Source organism: Pseudomonas citronellolis (assembly GCF_001586155.1).
Lineage (GTDB): Bacteria > Pseudomonadota > Gammaproteobacteria > Pseudomonadales > Pseudomonadaceae > Pseudomonas > Pseudomonas citronellolis.
In genome coordinates, this window is sequence record NZ_CP014158.1 from 843,702 (window position 1) to 870,050 (window position 26,349).

The following is a 26,349-nucleotide window of genomic DNA, read 5'->3' on the forward strand; positions in this document are numbered from 1 at the left end:
CGGAAAAGGCAGCCTCGGAAGTGGGCCAGCAGGGCCGCACGCAGCTTCACGAAGGCTGGTCGTTTTTGTTTCTTGTATGAATCAACGTTTCAATTTCCTGCCCGAGGAGAAGAGCAGTTTCCATGCCATGGAGAGGAGGCTGTTTTTCTATATATTTCCTATTTATATCAATGTGTTATTGGTGAAACGCGGGCATTTTAACCACCCGTGAAACGCCCCCGGAGCGGTGTTACGCGGATGCCCAGGCGTGGGGCGCGAGGGGCGAATCCGGTGCGTTGGGAAACGCCGGCAGAAACGCAAACGGCAGCCCTGGGGCTGCCGTTCTGCGCGAGGCGAGGAGAGGCTACAGGTCGAGCACCAGGCGCCGGCTGCGGCAGCCGGAGACGCAGACCATCATCGACTGGTTGGCGGCGCGCTCGGCTTTGGTCAGCACGCCATCGCGGTGGTCCACCTCGCCTTCCAGCACTTTGACCTCGCAGGAGCCGCAGACGCCCTCGCGGCAGCTGTAGTCGAGGTCGCAGCCCTGTTCCAGCAGCACGTCCAGCAGCACCATGCCGGCTTCCATGCGCAGGTGCTTGCCGCTTTTGCGCAGCTCCACCTCGTAGCTGTCTAGCGCATCTTCCGCGGCGGCCTGTTCGACGGCGGCGAAGCGCTCGATGTGCGCATGCGGGTAGCCCAGGGCTTCGCAGGTGCGTTCGAAGGCGTCGAGCATCGGCGTCGGGCCGCAGCAGTAGAAGTGCGCGTCGGCGGAATGGTTGGCCAGGTAGGCGGCGAGGTCCGGCGGCACGCCTTTCTCGTCGTCGAAGTGCAGTTGCACCCGGGCGTCGAGGCCGCGCAGTTCTTCCAGCAGCGCGGCCTCGCGGCGCGAGCGCGCGCAGTAGATCAGCTCGGCGGAGCGGCCGAGGGCGAGCAACTGGCGGAACATGCAGTAGATCGGCGTGATGCCGATGCCGCCGGCCACCAGCACGCTGTGGCTGGCGCTGGCGTCCAGGGCGAAGTTGTTGCGCGGCGCGGAGATCTGCAGCTGGGTGCCGACGCGCAGGTTGTCGTGCACCCAGCGCGAGCCGCCGCGGCTGTTGCGGTCGCGGAGGATGCCGACCACGTAGCGCCCCTGGTCGCTCGGCGAGTTGAGCAGCGAATAGCTGCGCATCAGGCCGTTGGGCAGGTGCAGGTCGATGTGCGAACCGGCCTCGAACGGCGGGAACTGGGTGTCGCCCCAGGGGCGCAGTTCCACGCTCATGATGCCCTCGGCCTCGTGGCGCAGGGTGTGTACCAGCGCCGGGATGGTTGCGTTGCTCATGGCTGTACCTCGGCGGTGCGCAGGTCGACGTCCAGGCGCGCGCTGGCCTCGATCTCGACGCGCAGTTCGGGGAACACCAGGCCGCTCACTGCCACCAGGGTGGAGGTGGGGTAGCAGGCCTGGCCGGCGAAGAAGTCGCGGCGGGCGCGGCCGACTTCGTCCTTGCCGGCAATGTCGGTGACGTAGACGGTCAGCCGGTAGAGATTGCCGACGTGGCCGCCGGCGGCCTCGACCAGTGCCCGGCATTTGCCCAGCACCAGCAGCGTCTGCTCGTAGACGCCCAGCGGCGCGCCGCGCTCGGCGCCCTCGCGGGTGGCGGGATGCCCGGTCATGCCGGACATCACCACCTCGTTGCCGATGCGTAGGGCGTTGGACCAGCTGGCGCCGGGCGCTTCCGCCAGCGCCTCGGCCCGTACGCGGACGACTGCGTTCATAGCTGCGTGGCCTCGATCAGTTCCAGTTGCTCCTTGGCCTTGCTCTTCAGGTAGCGGCGGATGCGCACCACGCCCAGGTCGTGCTGGTAGAGGTTCTCGCGCTGGTTGGCGTCCGGCTCCATGTGTTCCAGCAGCACCCGGTCCTGCTCCAGCACCGCCCAGTGGCGGGCTTCCAGGCGGTTCTTGTAGAGGAAGCGCCAGGTGTCGCGCTGCCAGCCGGTGAGCGGCCGGCAGCGCCAGTGGAACACCGCGCACAGCTGCGGGCTGCTGGGCGTGTAGCTGCCGACGATGGTGAAGTTGCCGCCCGGGCCGCCGGTCTTCGGGTAGGGGATTTCCAGGCGCAGCCAGTGGCAGCCGTTGTCGACGAACTCGGTCCAGTCGAAGTTCACCCCGCGCTGGCCTTCCTTCTCGAAGAAGAAGCCCTGCTCGGTGTCGCGGGTGACGAACTTGGCGCTGGCCGCGCCTTCGCTCATGGAGTGGGACATCTTGTGCAGGTAGGTGCCGTGCATCGGGTCCATGACGTTGTCGATGACGTAGCGGTAGTCGCCGCGCCACTCGGTGTAGCAGATGAAGCTGCTCCACTCGGGCGAGGTCAGCTGCTCGGGCAGCACCAGCTCCGGCGGGCTTTCCAGGTGCGGGTCGGCGGCGTTGTAGAGGAAGATCGCGCCGGCCGCCTCGCGGACGTGGAACATGCGCGTCGGGCGGCTGCCTTCGAGCTTGCAGCCGGGGCTGCCGGGGACCTTGGTGACGGTGCCGTCGCAGCGCACTTCCACGCCGTGGTAGGGGCACTGCAGGCGGTCGCCCAGAACCGGGCCGAGGGACAGCGGCGCGCCGCGGTGCGGGCAGTGGTCCTCCAGGGCGTGGACGCTGCCATCGTTGTCGCGCCAGAGGGCGATCTTGTAGCCCAGGCGGCGGATGGACAGCGGCTTGTCGCTCAGCAGGTGCGAGGGGAGGACGGGGAACCAGAGGTTCTTCAGGCCATTGGCCAGGATCTTCTCGACAGGATCGACGGTCAGTTGCGCGGTCATTTTCTCGTTCCTCGCCCGTTATTCGCCCAGGCGGGCCATCAGGGTCTTGTAGGCGTCTTCGGTCCACTCGCCGCTGGTCAGCGGGCAGGGCGGGCCGGCCAGGTTCAGGTGCTCCAGCAGGCTCGGCAGGTCGTGTTTGCCGGCGGCGTAGGCGCGCTCGATGGAGTCGCCCAGCAGGTCTTCGAAGGGCGTGCTCGGGCGGCTGCGCGACTGGTGCGTTTCGTTGTAGGGCTCGGTCATTTCATTGGCCTCCATTGCGGACCCGTTCGCGGATGCTTTCGCGCACCGGGACGAAGTCGTAGGTCGGGTAGCATTCGCTGCGGAACACGCCCCAGGCGGAGCGCTCCAGTTCGACGTTGACGCGCGGCAGCAGCGCCGGCGGCAGGCGCAGGGTGACGATCTGGCCCAGGCCCATGGCCACGGTCCAGGAGACGATCTCTACGCCTTCGCCGGGGAAGCGTTCCCACCAGTCCATCTTTTTCATGTGGGCCTGGATGTCCTCCAGGTTCTTCGACTGGTCGTGGCGCAGCAGCACGGTCAGCAGCAGGGTTTCGCTCATGTTCGTTCCTCAGGCCGCGTGGTCGACGGGGATGGCCCAGGCGTCGTAGCCGTACACCCAGTCGGCGTTGCCGCCGGCCTTGAGCCACTGGTTGCCGCGCGAGCCGATCTGGATCTGGCTGGTGCGCTCCAGGCGCGCGTCCTGGTAGGCCTTGAGCGCCGCCGGGACCTGGGCCAGGTCGCGCACGCCGGCGAGCATGCGGCCGAGCACTACGGCATCCTCAATGGCCTGGCCGGCGCCCTGGGCCATGAACGGCATCATCGGGTGGCAGGCGTCGCCGAGCAGCGCCAGGTTGTCGCGGGTCCAGTAGGGCAGCGGGTCGCGCTCGTAGAGGGCGGTCTTGAGCACCTCGTCGCAGGCCTCCAGCAGGGCGCGGGCGTGCGGGTGGTAGTGGGCGTAGCTTTCGCGTAGTTCCTCGACGCTGCCCGGGGTGGTCCAGCTTTCCAGGTGCCAGCTGTCCTGGGCGGTGGTGGCGAAGATGAAGATGTCGCGGCCGCGGTTGAGCGGGAAGGTGACGATCTGGCTCTGCGGGTTGGGGCCCCACCACTTGGTGAAGGCCTGGATGTGCGGCACCTGGGCGACCTTCACCGCCGGCACCACGGCGCGGTAGGCGACCACCCCGGTGAAGCGCGGGTGCTCCTCGCCGAACAGCGCGGCGCGCACCACCGAGTGGATGCCGTCGGCGCCGATCAGCACGTCGACGCGGTCCTGGCCGCCGTCGGCGAACTCGATGTGCACGCCGTCGGCCTCCTGGCGCACAGCCTGGGCGCGCCGGGCGAAGCGCACGCGCTCCAGGGGGAAGGCTGCGGCCAGGGCGGCCAGCAGGTCGGCGCGGTGGATGGTCAGTTGCGGCGCGCCGTACTTGCGCTCGGCGGCGTCGGCCATCTCCAGGCGCGAGGTTTCCTCGCCGCTGTCCCAGGTGCGGCTGATGCGGTGGGTGGGCCGCGCCGCGCTGGCGCGCACCGCCTCGCCGACGCCCAGGCCGTCGATGGCCTTGACCGCGTTGGGCGTCAGGTTGATGTCGGCGCCGACGCGCAGGAAGGCCTTGGCCTGTTCGTACACTACGACCTCGTGGCCGGCGCGCAGCAGGGCGATGGCGGCGCACAGGCCGCCGATGCCGGCGCCGAGCACGCCGATCTTCAGCTTGGACATGGGCTTTCTCCTCAGCTCTTGTTCTTTTCGGTCAGGAATTTGCCTTGCGGGCCCTCGGCGCCTTTCTGCCGCCGGGTGACGCCGTCCAGGCCGCCGGCGATGGCCCATTCGGCGAACACCGTGGGGCCCGGCTCGAAGCTGCGCGGCTGCCAGTCGCCGGTCAGCTGGTCCTCGTCGGCGTAGTACTCCACCAGGGCGCCGGCGGGGTTCTTGAAGTACCAGAAGAACGCCGAGGACACCGGGTGGCGCCCGGGGCCGATCTCGGTGTCCCAGCCGCAGCGGGCGATGTGCATGCCGCCGCCGAACACCTCGTTGATGTCGCGCACGGTGAAGGCGACGTGGTTCAGCCCGGCGCGCGGCGCCGGCAGTTGGAGCATGAACAGGTCGTGGTGGCCGCCTTCCTCGGCGGTGCGCAGGAAGGCGCCGCGGCCGGGGTAGCGGTCCGAGGTCTGGAAGCCGAAGGCTTCGCGGTAGAAGGCTTCGCAGGCGTCGACGTCCTTGACGAAGAACACCACGTGGCCGACCTCCACCGGGGTGGCGCGCTCGTACACCGGGCTGGGCTTGTTGATCCGCGCCTTGCTGTTCCAGGTGTTGTGCGCGCCGCACTCTTCCAGCACCAGCTCGCGCTTGCGGGTGACCTGCAGGCGGATCGCCAGGCCATTGGGATCGGTGCAGCCGATGCGCTCGCCGCCCTCGACGAAGCCCGGCGCCGTGGCGATGCGGCTGGCATAAAGCGCCAGGTCGTCGGCGCTGGCCACGCCCCAGACCACCTCGCGCACCGTCGAGCCGGGCTCGATGGCCGGCGGCAGGCCGGGCTTGTCCAGGGCGGCGACCACCACGCGGCAGCCGTTGAGGGTTTCGAAGACCGCCTGGTCGGCTCGCTCGTCGACCAGGTCCAGGCCCCAGTCCTCGAAGAAGCGCCGGCAGCGCGGCAGGTCTTCCACGCCGTAGGTGATCTCGTCGATGCCAAGTACGCTCATGCTGTCGCTCCGGCCCAGGCGATGGGCTGCTGGTTGAGGCCCCAGTACAGGGCTTTCTGCTCCATGTACTGGAGGATGCCCAGGCGCCCCTTCTCGCGCCCCAGGCCACTGTCGTTCCAGCCACCGAAGGGGGTGGCGATGGAGAATTGCTTGTAGGTGTTGATCCACACGGTGCCGGCCTGCACGGCGCGGCCCAGGCGCCAGGCGCGCTGGAAGTCGCGGGTCCAGATGCCGGCGGCGAGGGCGTAGACGCTGTGGTTGGCCTGCTCGATCAGCTGGCGCTCGTCGTCGAAGGGCAGGGCCGCCAGCACCGGGCCGAACACCTCCTCCTGGCACAGGCGCGCCGTGTTGCCCAGGCCGTCGATGATGGTCGGGGTGTAGTACCAGCCGCGCTCGTACTGCGGCCCTTGCGGGCGGCGCCCACCGGCGAGCAGGCGCCCGCCCTCGGACAGGCCCAGGTCGACGTAGCGCTCGACGCTCTCGCGGTGGCGCTCGCTGATCAGCGGGCCCATCTGCGTGGCCTCGTCGGCCGGGTCGCCGATGCGCAGGCGCTCGGCGCCTTCGACCAGGCGTTGCAGGAAGCGTTCGTACAGCGGCCGGGCGACGAACAGCCGCGAGCCGGCGATGCAGGATTCCCCAGAGCTGCTGAAGATGCCGTAGAGCACCCCGGCCACGGCGTGGTCGAGGTCGGCGTCTTCCAGGACGATGGTCGGCGACTTGCCGCCCAGCTCCATGGACACCGGCATCATCTTGTCCGCGGCGATGCGCGCGATGTGCTTGCCGGTGCTGGTGCCGCCGGTGAAGGACACGCGCTTGACCAGCGGGTGGCGGGTGATGGCGTCGCCGATCAGCGAGCCCTTGCCCGGCAGCACGCTGATCAACCCGGCCGGCACCCCGGCCTGGATGCACAGGCGCGCCAGGGCCAGGGCCGCCAGCGGGGTGATCTCCGCCGGCTTGATCACCACCGCGTTGCCGGCGGCCAGGGCCGGCGCCAGCTTCTGCGCCTCGGAGGCGATCGGCGAGTTCCACGGGGTGATGGCGGCGACCACGCCCATGGGCTCGTACACGCTCATGCTGAGGAAGTCGCCGCGCGAGGGGCTGATGCTTTCCTCCAGGGTCTCGCAGGCCGCGGCGAAGAACTGGAAGGTGCCGGCGGCGCTGGCCACCAGGGCGCGGGTCTCGCGGATCGGCTTGCCGTTGTCCAGGCGCTGCAGTTGCGCCAGTTCCTCGGCGTGCTCGCGGATCAGCTGCGCCACGCGGTACAGCACCGCGGCGCGCTCGTGGGGCTTGCGCTGCGCCCAGCCGCTGGTGAGGAAGGCGCGCTGGGCGCCCTGGATGGCTTCCTCCACGTCGGCCAGGCCGGCGGCGTGCAGGCGGGCGATGGGCGAGCCGTCGGCCGGGTAGTGGCTGGCGTACAGGTCGCCGCCGCCCAGGCGCCACTGGCCGGCGATGCAGATGGGTTGGATTGCGTCGAGATCGAGCATGGCGCTGTCCTCAGATGGAGACGGCGTGGGCGTGGTTGCCCAGCGCGCGGACGATGCTGAGCACGGTCAGCATCGAGGTCTTGGGGTTGGCCGCCAGCGGCTTGCCGCGCAGGGTCATCTCGAATTCGCCGAAGGCGCCGCGGGCCTGGTAGTGGTGCACGTTCTCCTCGCTGGTGGGGTCGGCGATCAGGCGCACGCGGGTGGCGTCCAGGCCCAGGCCGGCCAGCGACAGGGTGGCGGCGACGTTGGCGTTCTTCGGGTAGCGCGAGGACGCCTCGCGGGCGCTGCCCTCGAAGATCACCGTGGGTTCGGTGAGGCCGTCGAGGTCGAAGCGCTCGTCGGCCGGCGTGCCCTTCCAGGCGCGGCTCGGCTTGCGCCCGCTGTAGACCACCGAGTCCAGCCCGGCGACCTTGGCCGCGGCCAGCGCGTCGATGCCGCCGATGGCCCCGGAGAGCAGTTCGACCTGGGTGCCGCCGCGCCGCGCGGCTTCTTCCAGGCGCGCGGCCAGGCCGTCTTCGGAGAGCGCGCCGATGGACACCAGCAGGCACGGGATGCCGCGCTCCAGGGCCGGGATCACGTGCTCGGCCAGGGCCGCGTGGCCGGCGCATTCCACCAGCAGGTCGGGGCGCCGGGCGTAGTCCAGGGTCTCGACGACGCGGGCCTGCGCGGCGATGCCGGCCAGGCGCTGGCGCGCCTGGTCGAGGTGGCCGGCCGGGACCACCACCTGGTCGAGCGCCAGGTCGCGGTCGTCCTTGAGCATTTCCAGCACGCTGAGGCCGATGGCGCCGCAGCCGATCATGGCGATGTGCAGCATGGTGGGGTCCTCAGGCCGTGGCCTTCTGGTGGCGGGTTTCCATGTTCGGCGGGCCGGCGAACTGCTTGGCGAAGTTGCCCACCGCGCACATGTCCACTTCCAGCAGGAAGGGGCCGTCGGCGGCGTAGGCGCTTTCCAGCACGCCGGCGAAATCCGCCAGGTCCTTGACCAGCGCGTGGCGCAGCCCCACCGACTCGGCCAGGCGCGCGTAGTCCGGGGTGTGCAGGTCGACGTAGCAGTGGCGGCCGCCGTACACGGCGTCCTGGATGTTGCGGATCACGCCGTAGCGCTGGTCGTTCATCAGCAGGATCACCACCTTGGCCTTCTCCTGCACCAGGGTGGCGATCTCGCCCAGGTTGAGGATGAAGCCGCCGTCGCCGCACAGCGCGAAGACCTTGCGTTGCGGGGCGTTCTCCGCCGCCGCGATGGCCGCGCCTATGCCCATGCACAGGCCCTGGCCGATGCCGCCGCCGAGGGCGTGGATGCCGGCCCGGGGGTGGAACAGGTGGATCAGGCGGTTGCCCCAGATGCTGTTGGACAGGGTCACGTCGCGCACCCAGGTGAAGTCGCGGCCGGTCATGCCCTGCAGTTGCTCGACCATCGAGGCGTAGGGGCCGAGTTCTTCCAGCAGCTGCGCGCGCGACTGCTCGCGCACCTGGCGCAGTTCCTCGGCGAAGCCCGGCTCGACCTTCAGCCGGCCTTCCAGGCGCTCGGCCAGGCCGGCCAGGGCCAGCGCCGAGTCGCCGCAGATGAACAGCTCGCTGTTGTAGCAGCGGCCCTCGATGGCCGGGTTGGCGTCGATGCGGTAGGTCACCGGCGGCAGCTTCAGGGCGTACTTGAAGGTCTCGTTGCTGCGCAGCCGCGAGCCGGCCACCAGCAGGGCGTCGCAGCCTTGCAGGAAGGCTTCCACCCGCTTGTTCTGGGAGAAGGCGCCGAGGCAGCGCGGGTCGTCCTCGTTGACCACGCCACGGCCCTGGGTGGAGGTGATGACGCCCACGCCCAGGTCCATCAGGCGCTTCACTTCGCGGCCGGCGTGGCGCGCGCCGCCGCCGAGCCAGAGCATCGGCCGGCGCGCGCTGGCCAGGCGTTCGGCGACGCGGTCCAGGGCCTCGGCGGTGGGCGCGGCGACCGGCACCGGCAGCGGCGCCAGGTCTTCCGGCATGGGGATGTAGGCGGACTGGATGTCGATCGGGATTTCCACGCTGACTGGCCCGGCCGGCGCGCTCAGGGCGGTCTGCACGGCGAGCTTGAGGGTGCTCAGCGCGGTCTCGGCGCTGCGCACGCGGAAGGCCGCCTTGGACACCGCCTTGAGCATGGCCAGCTGGTCGCGGGCCTCGTGGATGTAGGCCAGGTCCTGGTCCAGGTAGGGCGTCTCGATCTGCCCGGTCAGGTGCAGCAGCGGGGTGCCGGCGGTGAGCGCCTCGACCAGGGCCCCGGCGGCGTTGCCGGCGGCGGTGCCGGTGGAGGTCAGGCACACGCCCAGGCTGCCGTTGGCGCGGGCGTAGGCGTCGGCCATGTTGGTGGCGCCGGCTTCGCCGCGGGCCATGACGAAACGGATGTTGCCGCGCACGGCGAAGGCGTCGAGGATCGGCATGTTGTGGATGGAAATCACCCCGAAGGCGGCCTTGACCCCGCACTGTTCGAGGAAGGCGGCGATGGCGGCGCCCACGGTGACCGAGTTTTCGTTACGCATGGCGGGACAAGCCTCCGGATACATCGATGTGGCTGCCGGTGGTGTAGGCCGACAGCGGTGAAACGAGGAACAGCAGGGCGTTGGCGGCTTCGCGCGGCAGGCCCAGGCGCCCCAGGGGTATCTGTTTGCTGCGTGCCAGTTGCGCGGTCCATTGCGCCCAGTCCAGCTCGCGTTCTTCGCGGGCCTCGAAGCGCCGGCGCCACTGGCCGGACTCCACCAGGCCGATGAGGATGCCGTTGACGCGGATGCCCTTCGGGGCGAACTCGACGGCCAGCGAGCGCACCAGGTTCTTCAGCCCGGCGCGGGCCGCCGAGGTGCAGACCATGTGCGGCTCCGGCTGGCTGGCGAGCAGCGAGTTGGTGCAGACGATGGCGGCGTCCGCCTGGCCTTCCAGCTGCGCCAGGAAGGCGCGCACCGGGTGGATCACCGAGAAGAACTTCAGCTCCAGCTCGTCGCGCCAGGCTTCGTCGCTGGTCTGCGCGAAGGTGGAGACGCGGCCCTGGCCGGCGTTGCACACCAGCATGCTGGCGGCGCCCAGTTGCTGTTGGCAGCGCGCGGCGAAGTCGCGCACCTGGCCGGCGTCGAGCACGTCGCAGGGGGCGGCCAGCAGGCGCGCGTCGGGGAAGCGCTGGCGCAGGTCGGCTTCGGCTTGCGCCAGGCGCTCGCCGTCGCGGCCGCAGAAGGCCACGGCGGCGCCGGCTTCCAGCAGCAGTTCGACGGTGGCCAGGCCGATGCCGGAGCTGCCGCCGGTGACCACGGCGACGCGGCCGCGCAGGTCGCACAGGCTCATGAATGCACCCTCTGCAGCGACAGGACGTTGGGGTTGGGCATGTGCCCGAGCAGGCCGGAGAGTTCCTCGGCGCTGTTGCGCACCTGACGCACCAGCGGTTCCAGCAGGTGCTCGGCGATGCGCGTGGCGGGGATGGTCACGCCCATGGCGGCGCAGACACGCCCGGTGTGGTCGCGCACCGGCGCGGCGACGGTGGAGATGCTCGCCTCGAAGAAGCCTTCGCTCAGCGCATAGCCGCGCAGGCGGTCGTTCTGCACCAGGTCGAAGAGTTCCTCGGTGTTGCGTGGGGTGCCCTCGGAGAAGCGCTCCAGCTGCTTCTCCGGGTACAGCTCGCGCAGCGCGGCGAGGTCCAGGTCTTCCAGGAGGATGCGCCCGAGCACGGTGGCGTGGGCCGGCAGGCGGGTGCCGACGTTGACCGCGCTGGTGAGGATCGACGGCGGCGAGATCTTCGCCACGTAGACGATGTTGCGCCCGTCGCGCACCACCAGGTTGCAGGAGTAGCCGATGGCGTCGCACAGGCGGCGCAGGATCGGCTGGCCCAGCTCGGTGAGTTCCAGCGAGGCCAGGTATTCGAAGCCCAGGCGCAGCACCGCCATGCCCAGGCGGTATTCGTTGCCGCTGCGGGTGACGAAGCCCAGGGCCTCGAGGGTGGCCAGCAGGCGGAAGATGGTGGTGCGCGGCAGTTGCAGGCGGCGCGCCAGTTCCGGGGCGGTGAGGGTGCGGTCGTGGCGGGTGAACTCGCCCAGCAGCGTCAGGCCGCGTTCCAGCCCCGGAACCATGTAGCGTTCCTGGTTTTCGGTGAGGGTGTCGGTACTCATGGTTTCAGTCCTTGTCGAGGAAGCGGACGAGATGTCCGGCCAGGGCTTCGGGGCATTCGATGGGGCTGGCGTGGCCGGCGCCGGGGACGAGCTGGAAGGGCGCCGCCAGCGCCGCGGCGACTTCGCGGCAGGCGGCCGGCGGGGTGATGCCGTCCTCGCTGCCGCACAGCACCTCGACGGGCACCGGCGGGCGGCCCAGGCGCAGCAGGTCGTCGCCGCACAGCAGCTCCACCGCCTGGCGGTAGCCGTGGGGCTTGAGCCGCGCCATGTTCCAGCGCACCCAGGCCACCGCCTCGGCGCCGGGGCTGGCGCCGAGCATGGCCGGGGCGCGGCGTTCGGCGAGGCCGGCGATGCCCTCGCTGGCCAGAGCGGCCAGGCGCCGGCTGCGTACCGCTTCGCCTTCGGCCGGGCGCGCGCCGTAGCCGCGCGCCGGGCTCAGCAGCAGCAGGCGGGCAACGCGCCGCGGCTCGGCGTTGGCCAGGGCGAGGGCGGTCAGCGCGCCCAGGGAATGGCCGAGCAGCACGCAGCGCTGCACGTCCAGCGCGTCCAGCAGCTCGCGCAGGCGCTGCATGTAGGCTTCCGCCCGCGGCGCGGCCTCGGCCAGCGGCGTGGATTCGCCGTAGCCGGGGGCGTCCCAGGCGATGAGCCGCGCGCGCGCCTTCAGGCACTGCGCCAGCGGCAGCCAGGAGGCCGCGCCTGAGCCGATGCCGTGCAGCAGCACCAGCGCCGGGGCATCGGCCGCGCCGGCTTCGCGCCAGGCGCTGACGACCTCGCCGTGGCGCGCCAGGCGCTGCGGGAAGTCGCATTCCAGGTCGGCCTGCCAGGCGGCCGCCGTGCTCATCGCCGTCATCGTCCGGCCCTCAGCGCTTGATGCTGGCCAGCGGGTGCTCTGGCGGGTAGGTCGGGGTGATCGGCTTCTTCGCCCCGAGCATCACGCACATCAGCGCGTCCTCGTCGCCGATGTTGATTTCCTCGCGGTACACGCCCGGCGGCACCGAGATCACGTCGCGGTCGCCGAGGATGGTCTCGAAGCGCTCGCCGTCCTTCTCCAGGATCACCTTGAGCTTGCCGCGCAGGACGAAGAACACTTCCTCGACGTCGACGTGCAGGTGCGGCGGGCCTTCATGCCCGGCCGGGATGACCATGGTGGAGAAGGTGAAGTGCTCGGAGGGGATGGTGTTGTTGTCGGCGTTCACGCCGGTGCCGCCGGTGCCGATGTAGCGCATCTGCGCGCGGCGGTACTTGGGGTCGTAGTCGGCCTGGAACTTCAGCGCGTTCCAGTCGTACTGGCGGGTGGAATAGCGCGCGATGCGCGAGTTGCACCACTGCTCGAAGCTGGCGCCGGCCGGGCGTTCCCAGCTCTTGGGTTGCTGTTGCAGGTTGAGATCGGTCATCGGTTTTCTCCTCAGAGCATGACGAACCCGCCGTTGACCGGCAGGGTCTGGCCAGTGACGAAGCGGGACAGGTCGGACAGGGCGAACAGCACGGCGCCGCTCACGTCTTCGGGCAGTTGCGCGCGCTGGATGGCGCGCTGGCGGCGGTACAGTTCGTGGCGCTCGGCGGGGACGTAGGTGGTGGCCTCGACCTCCACCAGGCCGGGGGCGATGGCGTTGACGGTGATGCCGTCGGCGCCCAGCTCGCGCGCCAGGGTGCGCGTCATGGCGATCAGCGCGCCCTTGCTGGCGGTGTAGGCGAGCAGGTTGGGCGCGCCCCACAGCGGGGTGTCGGAGGCCAGGTTGACGATGGCGCCGCGGCCGCTTGCGCGCAGCGCCGGCAGGCAGGCGTTGGTCATCAGCCAGGCGCCGCGCACGTTGACCTGCATGACCAGGTCCCAGGTGGCGATGTCCAGCGCCTCGCCGGGCTTGCCGCCGGAGTTGGTCACCGCGGCGTTGTTGACCAGGCCGTCGAGGCCGCCGAGGCGTTCCACGGCGGCTTCCACGCAGGTTGTGATGGAGTGCGGCTCGCGCAGGTCGAGAGCCAGGCCGTCGACCGGCAGCCCCTGCTCGCGCAGGTTGGCGGCGGCCGCCTGGACCTCGTCGGCGCGCAGGTCGGCGATCGCCACGCGGGCCCCGGCGCGGGCCGCCGCTTCGGCGAAGGCCAGGCCCAGGCCGCCGGCGCCGCCGGTGATGAGCACGCGGCGCCCTTGCAACAGGTTGCTTGCAGTCATGGGGGCGTCCTCAGGCGGTGGCCAGGTTGGCCTTGGGCAGGTAGTGCAGGACGCGCTTCTCGGCCCAGACCACCGCGGCGTAGGCGAGCACGCCGATCAGCGTCAGCGCGACTATGGTGACGAACACCCCGGCGGTGTTGCCCTGGCCCTCGGCGTCCACCAGCAGGAAGCCCAGGCCCTTGTTGCCGCCGACCAGCTCGCCGACGGTGACGCCGATCACCGCCAGGGTGGAGGCGATGCGCAGGCCGGAGAACAGCGCGCTCATCGCCGAGGGGAACTCCACCAGGCGGAACAGCTGCCAGCGGTTGGCGCTCAGGGCGCGGACCAGGTTGATCATGTCCGGGTCGACGGTGCGGATCGCCGAGAGCACGTTGATCATCACCGGGAAGAACACGATGAGGATGGCGATGAGGATCTTCGGGTACACGGTGTAGCCCAGCCACATCACGAACAGCGGGGCGAAGGCCACCTTGGGGGCGATCTGCAGCGCCAGGATGTACGGCGAGAGCATGGCCTCGGCCGACGGCGACAGGCCCAGGGCGACGCCGATGACCACGCCCAGCAGGGCGCCCAGGGCGAAGCCGACGATGATCTCCAGGGTGGTGATCAGGCTGTGCTCCAGCAGGTTGCCGGCCTGCCACATGGCCACGGCCTCCCGGGTCACGCGGGTGAGGTTGGGCAGGACGAACTCGGGCATGCCGAGCAGGCCCGGGCCCCATTGCCAGAGGGCGAGGAAAACCACCAGCAGCGCCAGGCTGCCGGCGCTCGAACGGGAAAGCGTCATGTGCGACTCCGGGTGCTTACTGTTGCGCCAGGCGGGCGGCGTTGGCCTCGACGAAGCGGTTGGTGTAGAGCTCGGCCAGCGGGGTGGCGCGCGGCACTATCTTTTCCTCGACGTAGAAGCGCGCGACCTTGGCCAGGCGCTGCTCGTCGATGTGCCCGGGGACTGCCTGGCCCGGGTACACGTGCTCGTCGTAGAGCCGGAAGATGCGCTCCAGCGAGGCCTCCTTGCCCTTGTAGGCCGGCACGGCGGCGGCGAAGGTGGCGGCGGCGCCCTTGGGATCGGCCATGATGTCGGCCATGCCCTTGAGGGTGGCGCTGACCACGCCCTGGACCACGTCCGGGTGGTTGGCGATGGCGTCGTCGGAGGCGAGGATGGCCTGGGCCATGCTCTCGAACACCTGGTCCTGGGGCAGAAGCTTCGCCTTCAGCCCGGCGTCCTCGGCGTTGACGAACCAGTCCGGCACCCCGGCCATGGCCTGGGCCTTGCCGGCGGAGAACAACTGCCAGACGCCGGCTGGACCTGCGGCCTGGATGTCCACGTCGTCGCGGCCCAGGCCGGCCTTGCGCAGCGAGGCGAGCAGGGCGTAGTAGGTGGTGTCGGAGTAGGACATCACCGTCAGAGTCTTGCCCTTGAGCGCCTTCACCGAATCGATGCCGCTGTCGGCGCTGGCCGCCAGCAGGGTCACGCCGCCGCCGCCGAGCACCGCCACGGCCTTCACCGGCACGCCGTTGGCGCGCACCACGATGGGCGTGTCGCCGATGGCGCCGCCGACCAGGGCGTTGCCCGAGCCGATCTGTTTGGCCACGTCGACGCCGCCCTTGCCGGCGAGGAAGGTCACCTTGAGGTTCTCGGCCGCGTAGTAGCCCTTCTGCTGGGCGATGACCCAGGGTGCGAAGGCCGGCGAGCTGGGCGGCGCCGGCAGCAGGTAGGTGACCTCGGTGGGCGCGGCGCTGGCGGCGCAGGCGCACAGGGCGAGCAGCGGCCCGGCGAAGCGGGAGAGCAGGGTGTTGCGCATGAGCGGGTCCTCGTGCGGGGTCAGTGGAGAAGGTCGTCGCCGACTTTCAGCAGGTCCATCAGGTGCCCGACCAGGGGGCCGGCGCCGGGCAGCTTGCGGCGTTCCAGGGGGTTGTCGCGGTGCGGCAGGTCGACCTCGATCTCCTCGATGATGTTGCCGGGGCGGGCGCTCATGACCAGGATGCGGTCGGAGAGGGCGATGGCTTCCATGAGGTCGTGGGTGATGAACAGCGCGGTCTTCTGTTGCTCGTAGAGCATCTGCGCCAGGTCCTGCTGGAGGATCATCTTGGTCTGCGCGTCGAGGGCCGAGAACGGCTCGTCGAGGAACAGCACCTGCGGGTCGATGGCCAGGGTGCGGGCCAGGGCCGCGCGCTGGCGCATGCCGCCGGAGAGCTGGAACGGGTAGTGGTCGCCGAAGCCGGCCAGGTGGCACTTGTCGATCAGCCGCTCGGCCACCGTGCGCCGCTGCGCCGCGGCCACGCCCTGGATCTCCAGGCCCAGCTCGACGTTGCGGCGGATGCTGCGCCAGGGCATGAGCAGGTCCTTCTGCAGCATGAAGGCGACCTTGGCCACTGGCTTGACCACCCGCTCGCCGCCGACGAACACCGCGCCCTCGCTGGGGGTATAGAGGCCGCTGCCCATGTTCAGCAGGGTGCTCTTGCCGCAGCCGGAGGGGCCGATGATGGAAACCACCTCGCCCTTGCGGATGCTGAAGTTCAGCCCGCGCACGGCGAAGGGCGCATCGCGCTCGCCCTTCTTCGGGAAGCATTTGCCGACGTTCTCGAAGACGATCTCCACGTCGGCCGGCCGCGCACCTTCCTGGCGACGCATGGAGTCGGTTCCCCGTTCTACGACGGCGTACATCTCTTGGGTGGCAGCCATGTTCCTCATCTCGCTTTGTTTCATATACGGTGCGTTGATTTATGCATGAACAATGCCACGTGATTTTTCTGACGAGTGCTTTTGTTTATTCCTTATTAATCAAATAGTTGTGCGTTTCCGCTGTGAAACGCCCGATTGTTTCACCCATGAAATGGTTTTTCGAAGGCACTGGGAAATTTCTGCACAGCGCGGTAGCAGATCGGTTGCGGGTGCTACCTATCAGTGCGCCATCAGGGGGCGCGGCGGGAAGGCGAGGGATTTGCGGAGGAGGCGAGGGGACTTTGTAGGAGCGAGCTTGCTCGCGAACAGGACCAGCCGGCTGACTGCGTGGCCCTTCGTTCTGCCCAAGGGCCCCCTCTCTCTGAAGGGCGGGGGCCGTCCGTGCATGGGGGAAGAATCGAGTACGCCGGCCAGCCCGGCAGGCGTCTGGCCGGGTCTAGGTTTACAAATGCGCCTTGGCGCACTCCACCAGCACCGAGCACGGCCTCCCTTGCAGGGTCATATGCACGCGGTGGGGGAAGTCCTCGAAGCGCTCGCTCAGGTAGGCCAGGCCGGAGCTGGTGGCCGACAGGTAGAGCCTCCTGCTTCTACCCCCCCACGTCCAAACCCGGGTCGATACCCTGCCCAATCCACCCCGGATTTTTCACGCACCAATACGGGCTCAAGCCGACTTCACCTCCCCTATTCGAACTGCTGCCATGCCGGGTTATCCCGCCTCGGCGGTTCGTATAGGAGCGCTTCATGATCAGCAACCCCAACCGCCTGCACGGCATGAGCCATGACGACGCCCGCAACCCGATAGCCAGTTGCCCGGCGCGCCAGAACGAGCTGTACGTCGTCCCGGCGCGCTACGCCCTGGCCGAGCACCCCGCCCGCCACGCCAGCCTGCAACCGGCCGTGCGCGCCAGCAGCCACCCCATGGCCCTGCGCCGCCTGCGCGGTGGCTTCCTCTACCTCTGGCATGGGCAGGGGCCGCTGCAACGCTATGCCGTGGCCGCCGACGGGCTGCTGCAGGCGCAGCCGCTGACGGCCGACGAGAGCGTCCTGCTGCGCGGCAGCCAGGCCGGCTTCGCCCTGGACAAGCGCCACGATGCCTGGCTCCTGTACAGCGAAATCCCCCTCGGCGCAGACGCCTGTGCCCAACTGGCGGAGGCCGGCATCCGCCAGCGGCGCATGCGCCACGTCGCCCTGGGCGAGGTCGCCCTGCGCCTACAGGCACTGCACTGCCCTCCGCTCGACGCAAGTGAAACGCTGCTGGCCGAACTGATGCCGGAGGTCCGCGAACGTGTTCTGGCCAAGGAGCATACGCAGAACCGCGAGGCGGACAAACGACGGACCCGGGAACTGGCCGAGCGGATGAACGCCGCCCCCACCCAAGAGAACGTGCGCGCCTATATCCACGCCATGGAGTGGTACAACGCCGGCTCGCAAGCCGCCATGCGCCACCCCCAGGCCGAGCAGGAGGACACGCCGGGCGCCTGGAGCGCCCAGGTGTGGGAAGTGCCCGCCACCTCGGCGTGGCTGGACAGCGCACGCAGCGAGGCCGGGGAACTGCATGCGGTGCTCGCCGTGCTCGACGACGACCTGGGCGTGCTGCGCGATCTCAACTACGAGCAGGAACAGCTGGAAGCCCGCCACGAAGCCTGGATGGCCGACAACAACCTGCGCCAGAACGTCGGCAGCTTCATCCGCAGCCTGGTCCGCGAGGACGGTGGCGAGCTGGCCAGCCTGCTCAATTACCGTTACCGCGAACACGATATCCAGCTCACCCCCGAGCAGGGCGAGCAGTTGCTCGCCGCCCAGGCGCCCCTCAAGGCCCTGCTGGACGAAGAGACCCAGGTCAACGTCCACGAGCGCCAGCGCATCGGTCACGCCGCCGCCGACGAGCGCATCGCGGATATCGCCCGCCGTCGCGAACAACGCCTGGCGCCGCTGCGCGCCTTCATCCCCGCCGAGTTGCAGCAGCAGGTACAGGACATCGTGCGCGACTACCGCCAGGACAAGGCCAGCCAGCTCGCCGGCGGCCGGGCCAGCGCCAAGGTCGCCGAATACATCGACCTGGAACGCATGGATCGCTGGCTGGACGAGCAGGCCCCGGCGCATTTCCGCCAGGTCGAGGCCCGCCACGCCAGCCTCTATGCCGACCGCCAGGCCTTCCTGCCGCGCCACGACCTGGGCAGTTGGTTCGTCGAGCACGACAACCCGCAGCACCAGTGCTGGCTGGACGAACTGGCCGACGCCTGCCTCAGCGCCCAGTGCCATCGCCGCCAGGGCGTCGAGCAGTTCAGCGACTTCCTGCGCGCCAAGGACGGCGGCGTCTTCCGCTTGCTGTTCCTGGGCTGGAGCCCATCGCTGGAAGCGGCGGTGAACAACACTGCGCGCCTGGGCGAGCTGCAGGCGGTGCTCGCCCAGGACAACCTGAGCGCCACCCACGAGGCCCTGACCCACCTGCTCGGCGCCGCGACCGTGCAGGCGCTGCAGCGCCTGGCCAGCGACGTCGACGGCTACTGGAGCCTTACCGTGGCCCGCCTGGGCGCCGTGCTGCTGGCGCTGCAGCAGAAGGGCACCCTGCCGGGGCAATGGCTGGGCACCCTGCTGGTCACCCGCCTGAGCGCCGGCGCCCCGCTGGTCCGCACCCTGAACAACGGCGTGGCCACCTGGCGCCTGCTCGGCCAGCAGGCGCAACAGCTCGGCCAGTGGGTCAACAACACCGCCCAGGCCATCGGCCAGGGCCGCGCCGCCGGCATCCTGCAAAGCCCCGCGGTGCAGAACAGCGGCGGCTTGCTGCCGCTGGCGGCGCTGCTGGTCAACGCGCTCAATGCCGAGAGCTACCTGACGCAAGCCCATGCCCTGGAGCGGATGGATACCCAGCGCCGGGCCGAGACCATTTCGGCCACGCTCTATGCGGGGGCGGCATTGGTGGCGGTGGTGCAGAATTGGGTGATTGTTGGCTGGGGAGTACAGGAGTTCAACTTGCGGGGCGCTATTGCGCCAGCTCTGACTCTGTTTGGTGGATTTGTTGGCTTGTTGTCGCTTGGTGCTTCGGGGACAGAGTTTTTCAGCCTTGGCCGCCAGATAGAGGCGGCTCAAGGCAGTATCGATCCTTGGATAGAAATCCGTCGGTTGGCTGTGGCGGGGCAGATCACCGCTTATGGCGCCCAGGCCACCCTGGGGCTCGGTTTGACTTTTCTACGCTTGGCCAAGCGCATTGATACGCCCACAGCCATCCGCCGCTTCCGCCTGGGCATGGGGCCAATCAATCTGTTGCTGCTCGCATTGGGCGGAGTCTACCTTTTTGCATGGTGGCGGCAATCCACACCGCTGCAGCAGTACCTGGCCAACTGTTGCTGGTCCAAGGCTCGCGCCGGCAATACCGATCCCATTCCCGCCGAACAACAGCAACGGGAGTTTGATCAATTGCTGGTACTGCTCTACCAGCCACGTGTCAGCTTCGATAGCAAGTCCCAGCGGGTGCCCGGCTCCCTGGGCGACACCGTCAGCCTGGAAGCCATCCAGAGCCTGACCATCGACTTGCCGGGTGCCGAGCCGTCCAGTCTCGAACTGGAGTTGGGCCTGATCGGCAGTCCCGTACCCGACCACTTCCGCATGTTCCGCAGCAACGACCAGCCCAACCTGGATATCGGCGATCTCTGGCTGGAGCGCAGCCAATGCACCTGGATACCGGCGGAGCAAGGCCAGGGCCTGCGCTTGAGCGGCGCTTTCCGCCAGGCCCAGGTGCGCCTCTCGCTACGCCTGCGCTACCACAACCCGCTGGCGGATCTGGCCGGTATCACGACCATTGGAGGAGAACAGGGCCTGGCCTATGTCCTGACGGCGGAAAGTGCACCGATTGTCCTACGCCCTGGCGAACCCACCCCGGAACTGGACCGTGCGCAAACCTACCGCCTGACAGGAGAGAACCACCTGCATCCCAAGGAAACTCGATGACACTTCCCCCCGCCGGCAGCCAGAAGCAGGGCCTGTTCTCCCGCGAGGACTACCTGGCACCTCCGGCCATTCCCACTGGCCAGCCCCCAAGGGATGTGCTTAATACCATCTGGCGCAAGAATGAGGTGTTTCTTGATATTGGCGAGTACAGCATTGGCTCAGCGGTAATGATGGTTTGGCCGATAATGCTGCTGTTTGTTCTATTAACACCGATATCCATTCCCACGCCGGAGGAGTCCGATGGTGTTCATCTGGCGTACTGGTTTCTGTTCTTTTGCTTTTTTGCATTTCCCCTCCTGATGTTGCTTTATAGCTTGACCAAGCCGGTCCCCCCTCCCACCCGTTTTAACCGCCAACGCCGCGAAGTCTGTGTACCACAGAAAGACGGTAGTTACTGGATAGTGCCCTGGGAGACCGTGGTGGCGCAGGCCATTGCCATGGACTCGGTGGGGCGCCATGGCAAGACGACCCAAGGCATGCTGGTGGTGGGCTTCAAGAACCCGGACCCGAATGCGAAGGAAGGCGAACGGGATTGCAGTATGGGATTCAGTTGTGGTGGCGGCACAACGGCGATGCGCTTGTGGGAATGCATGCGCAGCTATATGGAAATAGGGCCGGAAGCGGTGCCGCTGGAAAATGACCTGGAAGGCACACGAAAACTATTGGGAGGGCGGGGAGCCATCTGGGGAAGTATCTGGATGTTCTATGCCGGCATAAAAAAGCACTTGCTCGCCAAGGAGTTCGGTAAAGCACTATGGCTGATATTTACGATTGTCGCCTTCGGGACCCCCTTGGCAGCTATGCTGCAAACTTGGAAGCTGGCGCCGCCTCCCGATTTGACCGACCCTGCCATAGTCGAATGGTCCGCCCCCCTGCCACCCGAACAATGGGCCAAGCGCTCTCCCGAGTGGGACGAAGCCATTCGCCAACGTGAGGCTGAGTTGGCGGGAGAGGCTGCGACATGACGCTTCCCCCCGCCGGCAGCCAGAAGAAGGGCCTGTTCTCCCGCGAGGACTACCTGGCGCCACCGGCCATTCCCACCGGCCAGCCCCCAAGGGATGTGCTTAATACCATCTGGCGCAAGAACGAGGTGTTTCTTGATATTGGCGAGTACAGCATTGGCTCGTTTGTGATGATTGCGTGGCCTATGACTCTCCTGTTGCTGGCTATGGGGGTGCCATTTAGGGAGTCGTTGCCCGAGTTTTCTCTGTTCATCCTGGTAGCTGGTCTGATCATTGTCGGAATTCCTTCTTCGTTCGTGCTCTATAGTTTGACCAAGCCGGTCCCCCCTCCTACCCGTTTTAACCGCCAACGCCGCGAAGTCTGTGTACCACAGAAAGACGGTAGTTACTGGATAGTGCCCTGGGAAACCGTGGTGGCGCAGGCCATTGCCATGGACTCGGTGGGGCGCCATGGCAAGACGACTCAAGGCATGCTGGTGGTGGGCTTCAAGAACCCGGACCCGAATGCGAAGGAAGGCGAACGGGACTGCAGCATGGGGTTCAGTTGTGGTGGCGGTACTACGGCGATGCGCCTGTGGGAATGCATGCGCAGTTATATGGAAGTCGGGCCGGAAGCTGTCCCCGACAACCTTTGGCGCCTGAACAGGAAGAAAGGAATCCTGGCCAGCTATATCGATGACGTTATCGAAGCGGGGAAAACCAAGGGCTGGCTGCGGGCGTTGCTATGGGAAGGCTTCTGCGGGTTGATTGTGTTCAACACCTTGCTGATCGACCTGATCGAGCGAAAGAAACTCTCACCCCCTCCCGACCTGACCGATCCCAATATCGTCGAATGGTCCAAACCCCTGCCACCCGAACAATGGGCCAAGCGCTCCCCTGAGTGGGACGAAGCCATTCGACAACGTGAGGCTGAGTTGGCGGGAGAGGCTGTGACGTGATACGTCCCATTCCTCCGAGCAGCAGCGGGAGTTCGACCTGTTGCTGATACTGCTTCACCAAGTTCCCTGGGCGATACCGTCAGCCTGGAGTCCGCTCGCTCCTGCGAGGGAATGGCCGCCCTCACCCCAGCCCTCTCCCGCGCGTCCGGTCCTGGGGAGGGAATGCGGCGGGCGGAAGAGGGCTGGGGTGAGGGGCCGCCCGCGGTGCGGGCGGCTTGGGTTCAGAACTGGTAGTTGAGCGTGGCGGTGACGTTGCGTTTCTCGCCGAAGTAGCAGTAGTCGAGGTTGTAGCAGGAGGCGACGTAGTCCTTGTCCAGCAGGTTGTTGGCGTTGAGGCTGACGTCCAGGCCCTTCATGCCGAGCTTGCCGAGGTCGTAGCCGATGCGGGCGTCGACCAGGGTGTAGTCGGGCACGCGCAGGGTGTTTTCCTTGTCCGCCCAGGTTTCGCCGACGTAGCGGGCGCCGCCGCCGATGCTCAGGCCGTCCAGGGGGCCTGCGTCGAAGGCGTAGTCGGCCCACACCGAGGCCATGTGCTTGGGCGCCTGGTTCGGGGTGTGGCCCTGGTTGCCGTCCAGCGCCTTGCTGTAGGTGATGTCGGTGTAGGTGTAGCTGCCCAGCAGCTTCAGGTTCTTGGTCGCCTGGATGTGCGCTTCCAGTTCCAGGCCCTGGGAGCGGATCTCGCCGACCGAGGTGTAGAAGTTGTCCTGCGGCTCCTTGGTGGCCACGTTTTCCTGGGTGATGTGGAACAGCGAGGCGGTGTACAGGCTGGCGCTGCCCGGCGGCTGGTACTTCAGGCCAAGCTCCCACTGCTTGCCTTCGGTGGGCTCCAGCGGGGTGCCGTTCTGGTCGGAGTAGGCGTTGGGGTTGAACGACTCGGAGTAGCTGACGTAGGGCGCTATGCCGTTGTCGAACAGGTAGAGCACGCCGGCGCGGCCGGTGAATTTCTTCCAGTCGTCGTCGGCCTTGCTGCCGCTGCTGCGGTTCTTGTCTTCCACCGTCACCCAGTCCTGGCGCATGCCCAGGGAGAAGCGCCAGTTGTCCACATCGATCAGGTCCTGGGCGTAGACGCCGGTCTGCTCCAGGCGTCGGGTGTGGTTGTCGTCGGGGTAGTAGCTGATGGCGGCGTTGCCGTAGACCGGGTCGAAGGCGTCGATGGGCGCCACCGAGCCGGAGGACCAGTCCACCGAGGTGTGCCGGCGCTGGTAGTCCAGGCCCATCAGCAGGGTGTGCTGCGCCGCGCCGGTGGCGAATTCGGCCTGGGCCATGTTGTCGATGATGTAGGCCTCCAGGCGCTCGCGGGCGCCGGAGAAGTAGCGCGTCAGCTCGTTGCTGTCCGCGGCGGTCCAGCCGTAGCCGTAGACCTGCGCCAGGCTCACGTCGGACTCCAGGTAGCGGAAGTTCTGCCGCGCCGACCAGACGTCGTCGATGCGGTGCTCCAGCTGGTAGCCGAACATGCGCTGGGTGCGGTCGAAGTCGTCGATGCTCGGTTCGCCGTCGAAGAAGTCGCGGTCGATCTTGCGGCCGTTGTGGTGGTACAGCGCGCCGTCGGCCGGCACGCCGCTGTGGTAGCCGCCGTTGGGGTCGTGCTGCAGGTAGCCCTGGAGGGTCAGGGTGGTGTCGTCGCTGAAGTCGATGGCCAGGCTCGGGGCGATGGCGTAGCGCTCTTCCTTGGTGTGGTCGAACTGGGTGTCGGCGCCCTTGCCCAGGCCGACCACGCGGTAGGCGATGCGTTTCTCCTCGTCCAGCGGGCCGCTGAAGTCGAAGCCCAGCTCGCGCTGCTGCATGTTGCCGACGCTGGCGGTGACCTGGTGGTAGTCCTCGTACAGCGGCTTCTTGCTGGTCAGCGCCACCAGGCCGCCGGGCAGGCTGCGGCCGTAGAGCACCGAGGACGGGCCCTTGAGCACGTCGATGCGTTCGAGGAAGTACGGGTCGACCTGCATCGAGCTGAAGGTGCCGCTGTCGCCCATGGCCTTGAGGCCGTCCAGGTAGATGTTGTCCACGCTGTTGTCGGCGAAGCCGCGCATGACGATGTAGTCGTAGCGGTTGGAGGCGCCGACCTGGCCGGTGAAGATGCCGGGGGTGTAGCGGATCGCCTGCTGCACGGTCTTCGAGCCCTGGTCCTGGATCTGCTCGCGGGTCACCACCGAGACGCTCTGGCTGGTTTCCAGCAGGGCCTTGGAGGTCTTGGTGGCGATCTGGCTGTGGGTGGCCAGGTAGCCGTCCTCGCTGCCCAGCGCGTTGCCCAGGGCGAACACGCTGGTGGCCGGCATGGCCAGGGCGTCCTGGGGCGCGACGCTGCGCAGCACGTAGCTGCCGTCGCCCTGGTCCTCGGCCTGCAGCGGGGTGTCGGCGAGCAGGCGGGCCAGGCCCTGGTCCACCGAGTAGATGCCGTTGAGCCCTTCGGACTGCAGCCCGGCGGTCTGCTGCGGGGTGGCCGAGAGGGTGATGCCGGCCTCGCGGGCGAAGCTGTTGAGCACCTCGCCCAGGGGCCCGGCGGGGATGGCGTAGGCGCGGCTGCGGGTGACGCTGGCGGCGTCGGCGGCCCAGGCCGTCAGGGGCAGGGCGCTGCCCAGGGCGGCGCACAGCAGGGCGCCGCGCACGGCGATGGCGAGGCGGCTGGCGGGGGAGTTCAGGGCGGATGATCGAGCCGGGACTGCACGCATGGAGAGGTATCCGTCAGGGCGGGAAATGGGAGGGTTTATCTCCATGCCGGGCCAGTGGGGAAAACCCGACAAAAATAATTCTCATCCGCGAAAAGGTTTCCGATGGCGCCCATGCGGTTCTTCGTAGGAGCGAGCTTGTTCGAGAATGGAGTTCCCCGGTCGTGGCGGTGCCAGGCATGAGAGCGCCCTCTCCCTAACCCTCGGCTGCGCGCCCCGCCCTGAAGGGAGAGGGGACCGTTCGGTGTGAAGCGTGATTTCGGCGCTCGCCGGACACTCCGGTGTTGCCGGATGGCACGAAAATCACCGGTGGCACGGATAGCCCCCTCTCCCTTCAGGGAGAGGGCTGGGGAGAGGGGACGGAGTCAAACCAAAACACCTAAACCACCTGGAAACTCCATTCGCGAGCAAGCTCGCTCCCAGGTACAGGGGAGTCCGGTTCAGGTGCGGGCTTCGACGGTCACCCACCAATCGCTGCGGCGCATGACGCGTACCGGCAGGGTGCGCGGCAGCAGGTCGAGGAGTTTGTCGGTGTCGTCCAGGCGGAACACGCCGGACAGGCGCAGGTCGGCCACCAGCGGGTCGCAGCCGAGGTGGCCGTGGCGGTAGCGGGCGACTTCGGCGAGGAAGTCGGCCAGGCGCATGTCGCGGCTGACGATCAGGCCGTCGGCCCAGGCGCTGCTGTCCATGCTGCTGGCGGCCAGCGGGGTGGCGCCGTTGGCGTCGACCAGGTAGCGCTGGCCGGCCTCGGCCAGCGTGCTGGTCTGGCCGAGGCGGCGCGGGGCGATGGCCACGGCGCCCTGCTGCACGCTGAGCAGGGTGTCGCTCGCGTTCTGGCGCAGCACGAAGCGGGTGCCCAGGGCTTCGAACAGGCCGTCGCGGTTGCGCACACGCAGCGGCCGGGCGGGGTCCTTGGCGGTGCTGACGAGGATTTCGCCGCGCTGCAGGACCAGCAGGCGCTGCTGCGGGGCGAAGAAGACGTCGACGGCGGTGTCGGTGTTCAGTTGCAGTCTGCTGCCGTCGGCCAGGACGAAGCGCTTGCGTTCGCCGATGCCGCTGGCGTAGTCGGCGCTCCAGCGCTGCCAGGGGCCGAGGTCGCGGCTCAGCCACAGCGCGGAGCCGCCCAGGGCGACCACCGAGAGCAGTTTCAGGGCCTGGCGCCGTTGCAGGCGCTGGCTGCCTTTCTCCAGGGTTTCCAGGGCCACGCGGCTGCCCGGCACGCTCTGCAGGCCGCTGCGCAGTTCCTGGTTCAGCGACTGCACGCGTTGCCAGGCCAGTTCGTGCTCGGCGCGCTGGGCGCGCCAGCGGGCGCAGGCTTCCTGCGCGGCCGGGTCGGCGCCGCCGGACAGGCGCAGCATCCACTGGATGGCCTGCTTGACCACCCGGGCGTCGGGTTGCAGTTCGGCGCTGGCGTTCATTCGGCGTAGCGCGCCTGGTAGCAGTGGAACAGCGCCTCGGCCACGTAGCGCTCCACCGAGCGCACGGAAACCCCGAGCCGTTCGGCGACCTGCGCGTGGGGTAGGCCCTCGCACTGGGCCAGGAGGAAGGCGCTGCGTACCTTGGGCTTCAGACTGTCGAGCAGGCGGGCGATGCTTTCCAGCAGTTCCAGGAGCATTTCGCGGGTTTCCGCCGAGGGCGTTTCCGCCTCTGGCAGGTGGGCGATGGACTCCAGATAGGCGCGCTCCAGTTCCTCGCGGCGCCAGTGGTCGATCACCAGGCCGCGGGCGATGGTGCGCAGGAAAGCGCGCGGGGTGCGCAGCTCCAGCAGCTCCTGCTTGAGCAGCACGCGCAGGAAGGTGTCCTGGGCCAGGTCGGCGGCATCCGCGGCGTTACCCAGGCGGCTGCGCAGCCAACCGTGCAGCCAGCCGTGGTGGTCGCTGTACAGCTGGTCGATGTCGAGGGTGGAGGAGGCCATGGGCGCCGGGAAAGATGAAGAATGATA

Annotated in this window: 24 protein-coding genes and 1 pseudogene; 3 read left to right on the forward strand and 22 right to left on the reverse strand. The window is 68.4% G+C overall.

Annotation, left to right across the window (positions count from 1 at the left end):
* Positions 1-343: 343 nt before the first annotated feature.
* The 19 genes and pseudogenes from PcP3B5_RS03885 to PcP3B5_RS32505 all read right to left on the reverse strand — a co-directional run.
* The gene (locus PcP3B5_RS03885) at positions 344-1,300 is read right to left on the reverse strand and encodes a PDR/VanB family oxidoreductase (RefSeq protein WP_058071803.1); all 957 of its coding nucleotides are present in this window, start codon (positions 1,298-1,300) and stop codon (positions 344-346) included.
* A complete protein-coding gene (locus tag PcP3B5_RS03890) occupies positions 1,297-1,734 on the reverse strand; it encodes a RidA family protein (RefSeq protein ID WP_061560594.1) in 438 nt (145 codons plus the stop codon). The genes PcP3B5_RS03885 and PcP3B5_RS03890 overlap by 4 nt, the downstream gene beginning before the upstream one ends.
* A complete protein-coding gene (locus tag PcP3B5_RS03895; protein WP_043315330.1) occupies positions 1,731-2,762 on the reverse strand; it encodes an aromatic ring-hydroxylating oxygenase subunit alpha in 1,032 nt (343 codons plus the stop codon). The genes PcP3B5_RS03890 and PcP3B5_RS03895 overlap by 4 nt, the downstream gene beginning before the upstream one ends.
* Before the next feature lie 18 nt (positions 2,763-2,780).
* Positions 2,781-3,002 carry a recombinase-like helix-turn-helix domain-containing protein gene (locus tag PcP3B5_RS03900; protein WP_043315329.1) on the reverse strand — a complete coding sequence of 74 codons (222 nt, stop codon included), beginning with the start codon at positions 3,000-3,002 and terminating at the stop codon, positions 2,781-2,783.
* 1 nt (position 3,003) lies between these two features.
* A complete protein-coding gene (locus tag PcP3B5_RS03905; RefSeq protein WP_061560595.1) occupies positions 3,004-3,321 on the reverse strand; it encodes a hypothetical protein in 318 nt (105 codons plus the stop codon).
* Between the two features lie 9 nt (positions 3,322-3,330).
* Complete coding sequence (locus tag PcP3B5_RS03910) at positions 3,331-4,473, reverse strand: FAD-dependent monooxygenase (RefSeq protein ID WP_061560596.1); 1,143 nt, start codon at positions 4,471-4,473, stop codon at positions 3,331-3,333.
* A gap of 11 nt (positions 4,474-4,484) precedes the next feature.
* Positions 4,485-5,453 carry a VOC family protein gene (locus tag PcP3B5_RS03915; protein ID WP_061560597.1) on the reverse strand — a complete coding sequence of 323 codons (969 nt, stop codon included), beginning with the start codon at positions 5,451-5,453 and terminating at the stop codon, positions 4,485-4,487.
* Positions 5,450-6,937, reverse strand: coding sequence for an aldehyde dehydrogenase (locus PcP3B5_RS03920; RefSeq protein ID WP_061560598.1), 1,488 nt, complete (start codon positions 6,935-6,937; stop codon positions 5,450-5,452). Before PcP3B5_RS03920 ends, PcP3B5_RS03915 begins: the two co-directional genes overlap by 4 nt.
* A 10-nt stretch (positions 6,938-6,947) precedes the next feature.
* Positions 6,948-7,751 carry an aspartate dehydrogenase gene (locus PcP3B5_RS03925; protein WP_058071795.1) on the reverse strand — a complete coding sequence of 268 codons (804 nt, stop codon included), beginning with the start codon at positions 7,749-7,751 and terminating at the stop codon, positions 6,948-6,950.
* 10 nt (positions 7,752-7,761) lie between these two features.
* Positions 7,762-9,444: a thiamine pyrophosphate-binding protein gene (locus tag PcP3B5_RS03930; protein ID WP_061560599.1), complete on the reverse strand. Its 1,683-nt coding sequence runs from the start codon at positions 9,442-9,444 to the stop codon at positions 7,762-7,764.
* Positions 9,437-10,234 carry an SDR family oxidoreductase gene (locus PcP3B5_RS03935; protein ID WP_061560600.1) on the reverse strand — a complete coding sequence of 266 codons (798 nt, stop codon included), beginning with the start codon at positions 10,232-10,234 and terminating at the stop codon, positions 9,437-9,439. Before PcP3B5_RS03935 ends, PcP3B5_RS03930 begins: the two co-directional genes overlap by 8 nt.
* Complete coding sequence (locus tag PcP3B5_RS03940) at positions 10,231-11,052, reverse strand: IclR family transcriptional regulator (protein ID WP_043315318.1); 822 nt, start codon at positions 11,050-11,052, stop codon at positions 10,231-10,233. The genes PcP3B5_RS03935 and PcP3B5_RS03940 overlap by 4 nt, the downstream gene beginning before the upstream one ends.
* Positions 11,053-11,056: 4 nt before the next feature.
* Positions 11,057-11,893: an alpha/beta fold hydrolase gene (locus PcP3B5_RS03945; protein ID WP_145923848.1), complete on the reverse strand. Its 837-nt coding sequence runs from the start codon at positions 11,891-11,893 to the stop codon at positions 11,057-11,059.
* A gap of 19 nt (positions 11,894-11,912) precedes the next feature.
* On the reverse strand, positions 11,913-12,446 hold the full coding sequence (locus tag PcP3B5_RS03950) for a cupin domain-containing protein (protein WP_043315315.1): 534 nt from the start codon (positions 12,444-12,446) through the stop codon (positions 11,913-11,915).
* An 11-nt stretch (positions 12,447-12,457) separates the two neighbouring features.
* Complete coding sequence (locus tag PcP3B5_RS03955) at positions 12,458-13,219, reverse strand: SDR family oxidoreductase (RefSeq protein WP_061560602.1); 762 nt, start codon at positions 13,217-13,219, stop codon at positions 12,458-12,460.
* A gap of 10 nt (positions 13,220-13,229) precedes the next feature.
* The gene (locus PcP3B5_RS03960) at positions 13,230-14,003 is read right to left on the reverse strand and encodes an ABC transporter permease (protein WP_061560603.1); all 774 of its coding nucleotides are present in this window, start codon (positions 14,001-14,003) and stop codon (positions 13,230-13,232) included.
* A 16-nt stretch (positions 14,004-14,019) separates the two neighbouring features.
* Positions 14,020-15,018 (reverse strand): ABC transporter substrate-binding protein, encoded by a 999-nt coding sequence (locus tag PcP3B5_RS03965; protein WP_061560604.1) that lies wholly within the window; start codon positions 15,016-15,018, stop codon positions 14,020-14,022.
* Between the two features lie 20 nt (positions 15,019-15,038).
* A complete protein-coding gene (locus PcP3B5_RS03970; RefSeq protein ID WP_145923969.1) occupies positions 15,039-15,881 on the reverse strand; it encodes an ABC transporter ATP-binding protein in 843 nt (280 codons plus the stop codon).
* A gap of 460 nt (positions 15,882-16,341) precedes the next feature.
* Positions 16,342-16,473: pseudogene (locus PcP3B5_RS32505) on the reverse strand (hypothetical protein); the annotation flags it as partial.
* Between the two features lie 167 nt (positions 16,474-16,640).
* Between PcP3B5_RS32505 and PcP3B5_RS30495 the strand changes: the two are divergent.
* The 3 genes from PcP3B5_RS30495 to PcP3B5_RS03990 are packed head-to-tail and all read left to right on the forward strand — an operon-like array spanning position 16,641 to position 21,747.
* Positions 16,641-19,847, forward strand: a complete 3,207-nt coding sequence (locus PcP3B5_RS30495; protein ID WP_061560605.1) for a toxin VasX — start codon at positions 16,641-16,643, stop codon at positions 19,845-19,847.
* On the forward strand, positions 19,844-20,812 hold the full coding sequence (locus PcP3B5_RS03985) for a hypothetical protein (RefSeq protein ID WP_058071843.1): 969 nt from the start codon (positions 19,844-19,846) through the stop codon (positions 20,810-20,812). Before PcP3B5_RS30495 ends, PcP3B5_RS03985 begins: the two co-directional genes overlap by 4 nt.
* Entirely contained in the window at positions 20,809-21,747 is a 939-nt protein-coding gene (locus PcP3B5_RS03990) for a hypothetical protein (protein ID WP_061560606.1), read from the forward strand. Before PcP3B5_RS03985 ends, PcP3B5_RS03990 begins: the two co-directional genes overlap by 4 nt.
* Positions 21,748-21,968: 221 nt before the next feature.
* On the opposite strand, the gene PcP3B5_RS03995 is transcribed toward PcP3B5_RS03990, so the two are convergent.
* From PcP3B5_RS03995 to PcP3B5_RS04005, 3 genes are all read right to left on the reverse strand, one after another.
* Complete coding sequence (locus PcP3B5_RS03995) at positions 21,969-24,410, reverse strand: TonB-dependent siderophore receptor (protein WP_061560607.1); 2,442 nt, start codon at positions 24,408-24,410, stop codon at positions 21,969-21,971.
* Positions 24,411-24,847: 437 nt separating this feature from the next.
* Entirely contained in the window at positions 24,848-25,825 is a 978-nt protein-coding gene (locus PcP3B5_RS04000; protein WP_061560608.1) for a FecR domain-containing protein, read from the reverse strand.
* Entirely contained in the window at positions 25,822-26,322 is a 501-nt protein-coding gene (locus tag PcP3B5_RS04005; RefSeq protein ID WP_061560609.1) for a sigma-70 family RNA polymerase sigma factor, read from the reverse strand. The genes PcP3B5_RS04000 and PcP3B5_RS04005 overlap by 4 nt, the downstream gene beginning before the upstream one ends.
* Positions 26,323-26,349 lie beyond the last annotated feature (27 nt).

Bases quoted from the DNA above. Each gene is read 5' to 3' on its own strand.
- PcP3B5_RS03885 (WP_058071803.1), bottom strand. From the start codon at position 1,300: ATGAGCAACGCAACCATCCCGGCGCTGGTACACACCCTGCGCCACGAG.
- PcP3B5_RS03890 (WP_061560594.1), bottom strand. From the start codon at position 1,734: ATGAACGCAGTCGTCCGCGTACGGGCCGAGGCGCTGGCGGAAGCGCCC.
- PcP3B5_RS03895 (WP_043315330.1), bottom strand. From the start codon at position 2,762: ATGACCGCGCAACTGACCGTCGATCCTGTCGAGAAGATCCTGGCCAAT.
- PcP3B5_RS03900 (WP_043315329.1), bottom strand. From the start codon at position 3,002: ATGACCGAGCCCTACAACGAAACGCACCAGTCGCGCAGCCGCCCGAGC.
- PcP3B5_RS03905 (WP_061560595.1), bottom strand. From the start codon at position 3,321: ATGAGCGAAACCCTGCTGCTGACCGTGCTGCTGCGCCACGACCAGTCG.
- PcP3B5_RS03910 (WP_061560596.1), bottom strand. From the start codon at position 4,473: ATGTCCAAGCTGAAGATCGGCGTGCTCGGCGCCGGCATCGGCGGCCTG.
- PcP3B5_RS03915 (WP_061560597.1), bottom strand. From the start codon at position 5,453: ATGAGCGTACTTGGCATCGACGAGATCACCTACGGCGTGGAAGACCTG.
- PcP3B5_RS03920 (WP_061560598.1), bottom strand. From the start codon at position 6,937: ATGCTCGATCTCGACGCAATCCAACCCATCTGCATCGCCGGCCAGTGG.
- PcP3B5_RS03925 (WP_058071795.1), bottom strand. From the start codon at position 7,751: ATGCTGCACATCGCCATGATCGGCTGCGGCGCCATCGGCCTCAGCGTG.
- PcP3B5_RS03930 (WP_061560599.1), bottom strand. From the start codon at position 9,444: ATGCGTAACGAAAACTCGGTCACCGTGGGCGCCGCCATCGCCGCCTTC.
- PcP3B5_RS03935 (WP_061560600.1), bottom strand. From the start codon at position 10,234: ATGAGCCTGTGCGACCTGCGCGGCCGCGTCGCCGTGGTCACCGGCGGC.
- PcP3B5_RS03940 (WP_043315318.1), bottom strand. From the start codon at position 11,052: ATGAGTACCGACACCCTCACCGAAAACCAGGAACGCTACATGGTTCCG.
- PcP3B5_RS03945 (WP_145923848.1), bottom strand. From the start codon at position 11,893: ATGAGCACGGCGGCCGCCTGGCAGGCCGACCTGGAATGCGACTTCCCG.
- PcP3B5_RS03950 (WP_043315315.1), bottom strand. From the start codon at position 12,446: ATGACCGATCTCAACCTGCAACAGCAACCCAAGAGCTGGGAACGCCCG.
- PcP3B5_RS03955 (WP_061560602.1), bottom strand. From the start codon at position 13,219: ATGACTGCAAGCAACCTGTTGCAAGGGCGCCGCGTGCTCATCACCGGC.
- PcP3B5_RS03960 (WP_061560603.1), bottom strand. From the start codon at position 14,003: ATGACGCTTTCCCGTTCGAGCGCCGGCAGCCTGGCGCTGCTGGTGGTT.
- PcP3B5_RS03965 (WP_061560604.1), bottom strand. From the start codon at position 15,018: ATGCGCAACACCCTGCTCTCCCGCTTCGCCGGGCCGCTGCTCGCCCTG.
- PcP3B5_RS03970 (WP_145923969.1), bottom strand. From the start codon at position 15,881: ATGTACGCCGTCGTAGAACGGGGAACCGACTCCATGCGTCGCCAGGAA.
- PcP3B5_RS30495 (WP_061560605.1), top strand. From the start codon at position 16,641: ATGATCAGCAACCCCAACCGCCTGCACGGCATGAGCCATGACGACGCC.
- PcP3B5_RS03985 (WP_058071843.1), top strand. From the start codon at position 19,844: ATGACACTTCCCCCCGCCGGCAGCCAGAAGCAGGGCCTGTTCTCCCGC.
- PcP3B5_RS03990 (WP_061560606.1), top strand. From the start codon at position 20,809: ATGACGCTTCCCCCCGCCGGCAGCCAGAAGAAGGGCCTGTTCTCCCGC.
- PcP3B5_RS03995 (WP_061560607.1), bottom strand. From the start codon at position 24,410: ATGCGTGCAGTCCCGGCTCGATCATCCGCCCTGAACTCCCCCGCCAGC.
- PcP3B5_RS04000 (WP_061560608.1), bottom strand. From the start codon at position 25,825: ATGAACGCCAGCGCCGAACTGCAACCCGACGCCCGGGTGGTCAAGCAG.
- PcP3B5_RS04005 (WP_061560609.1), bottom strand. From the start codon at position 26,322: ATGGCCTCCTCCACCCTCGACATCGACCAGCTGTACAGCGACCACCAC.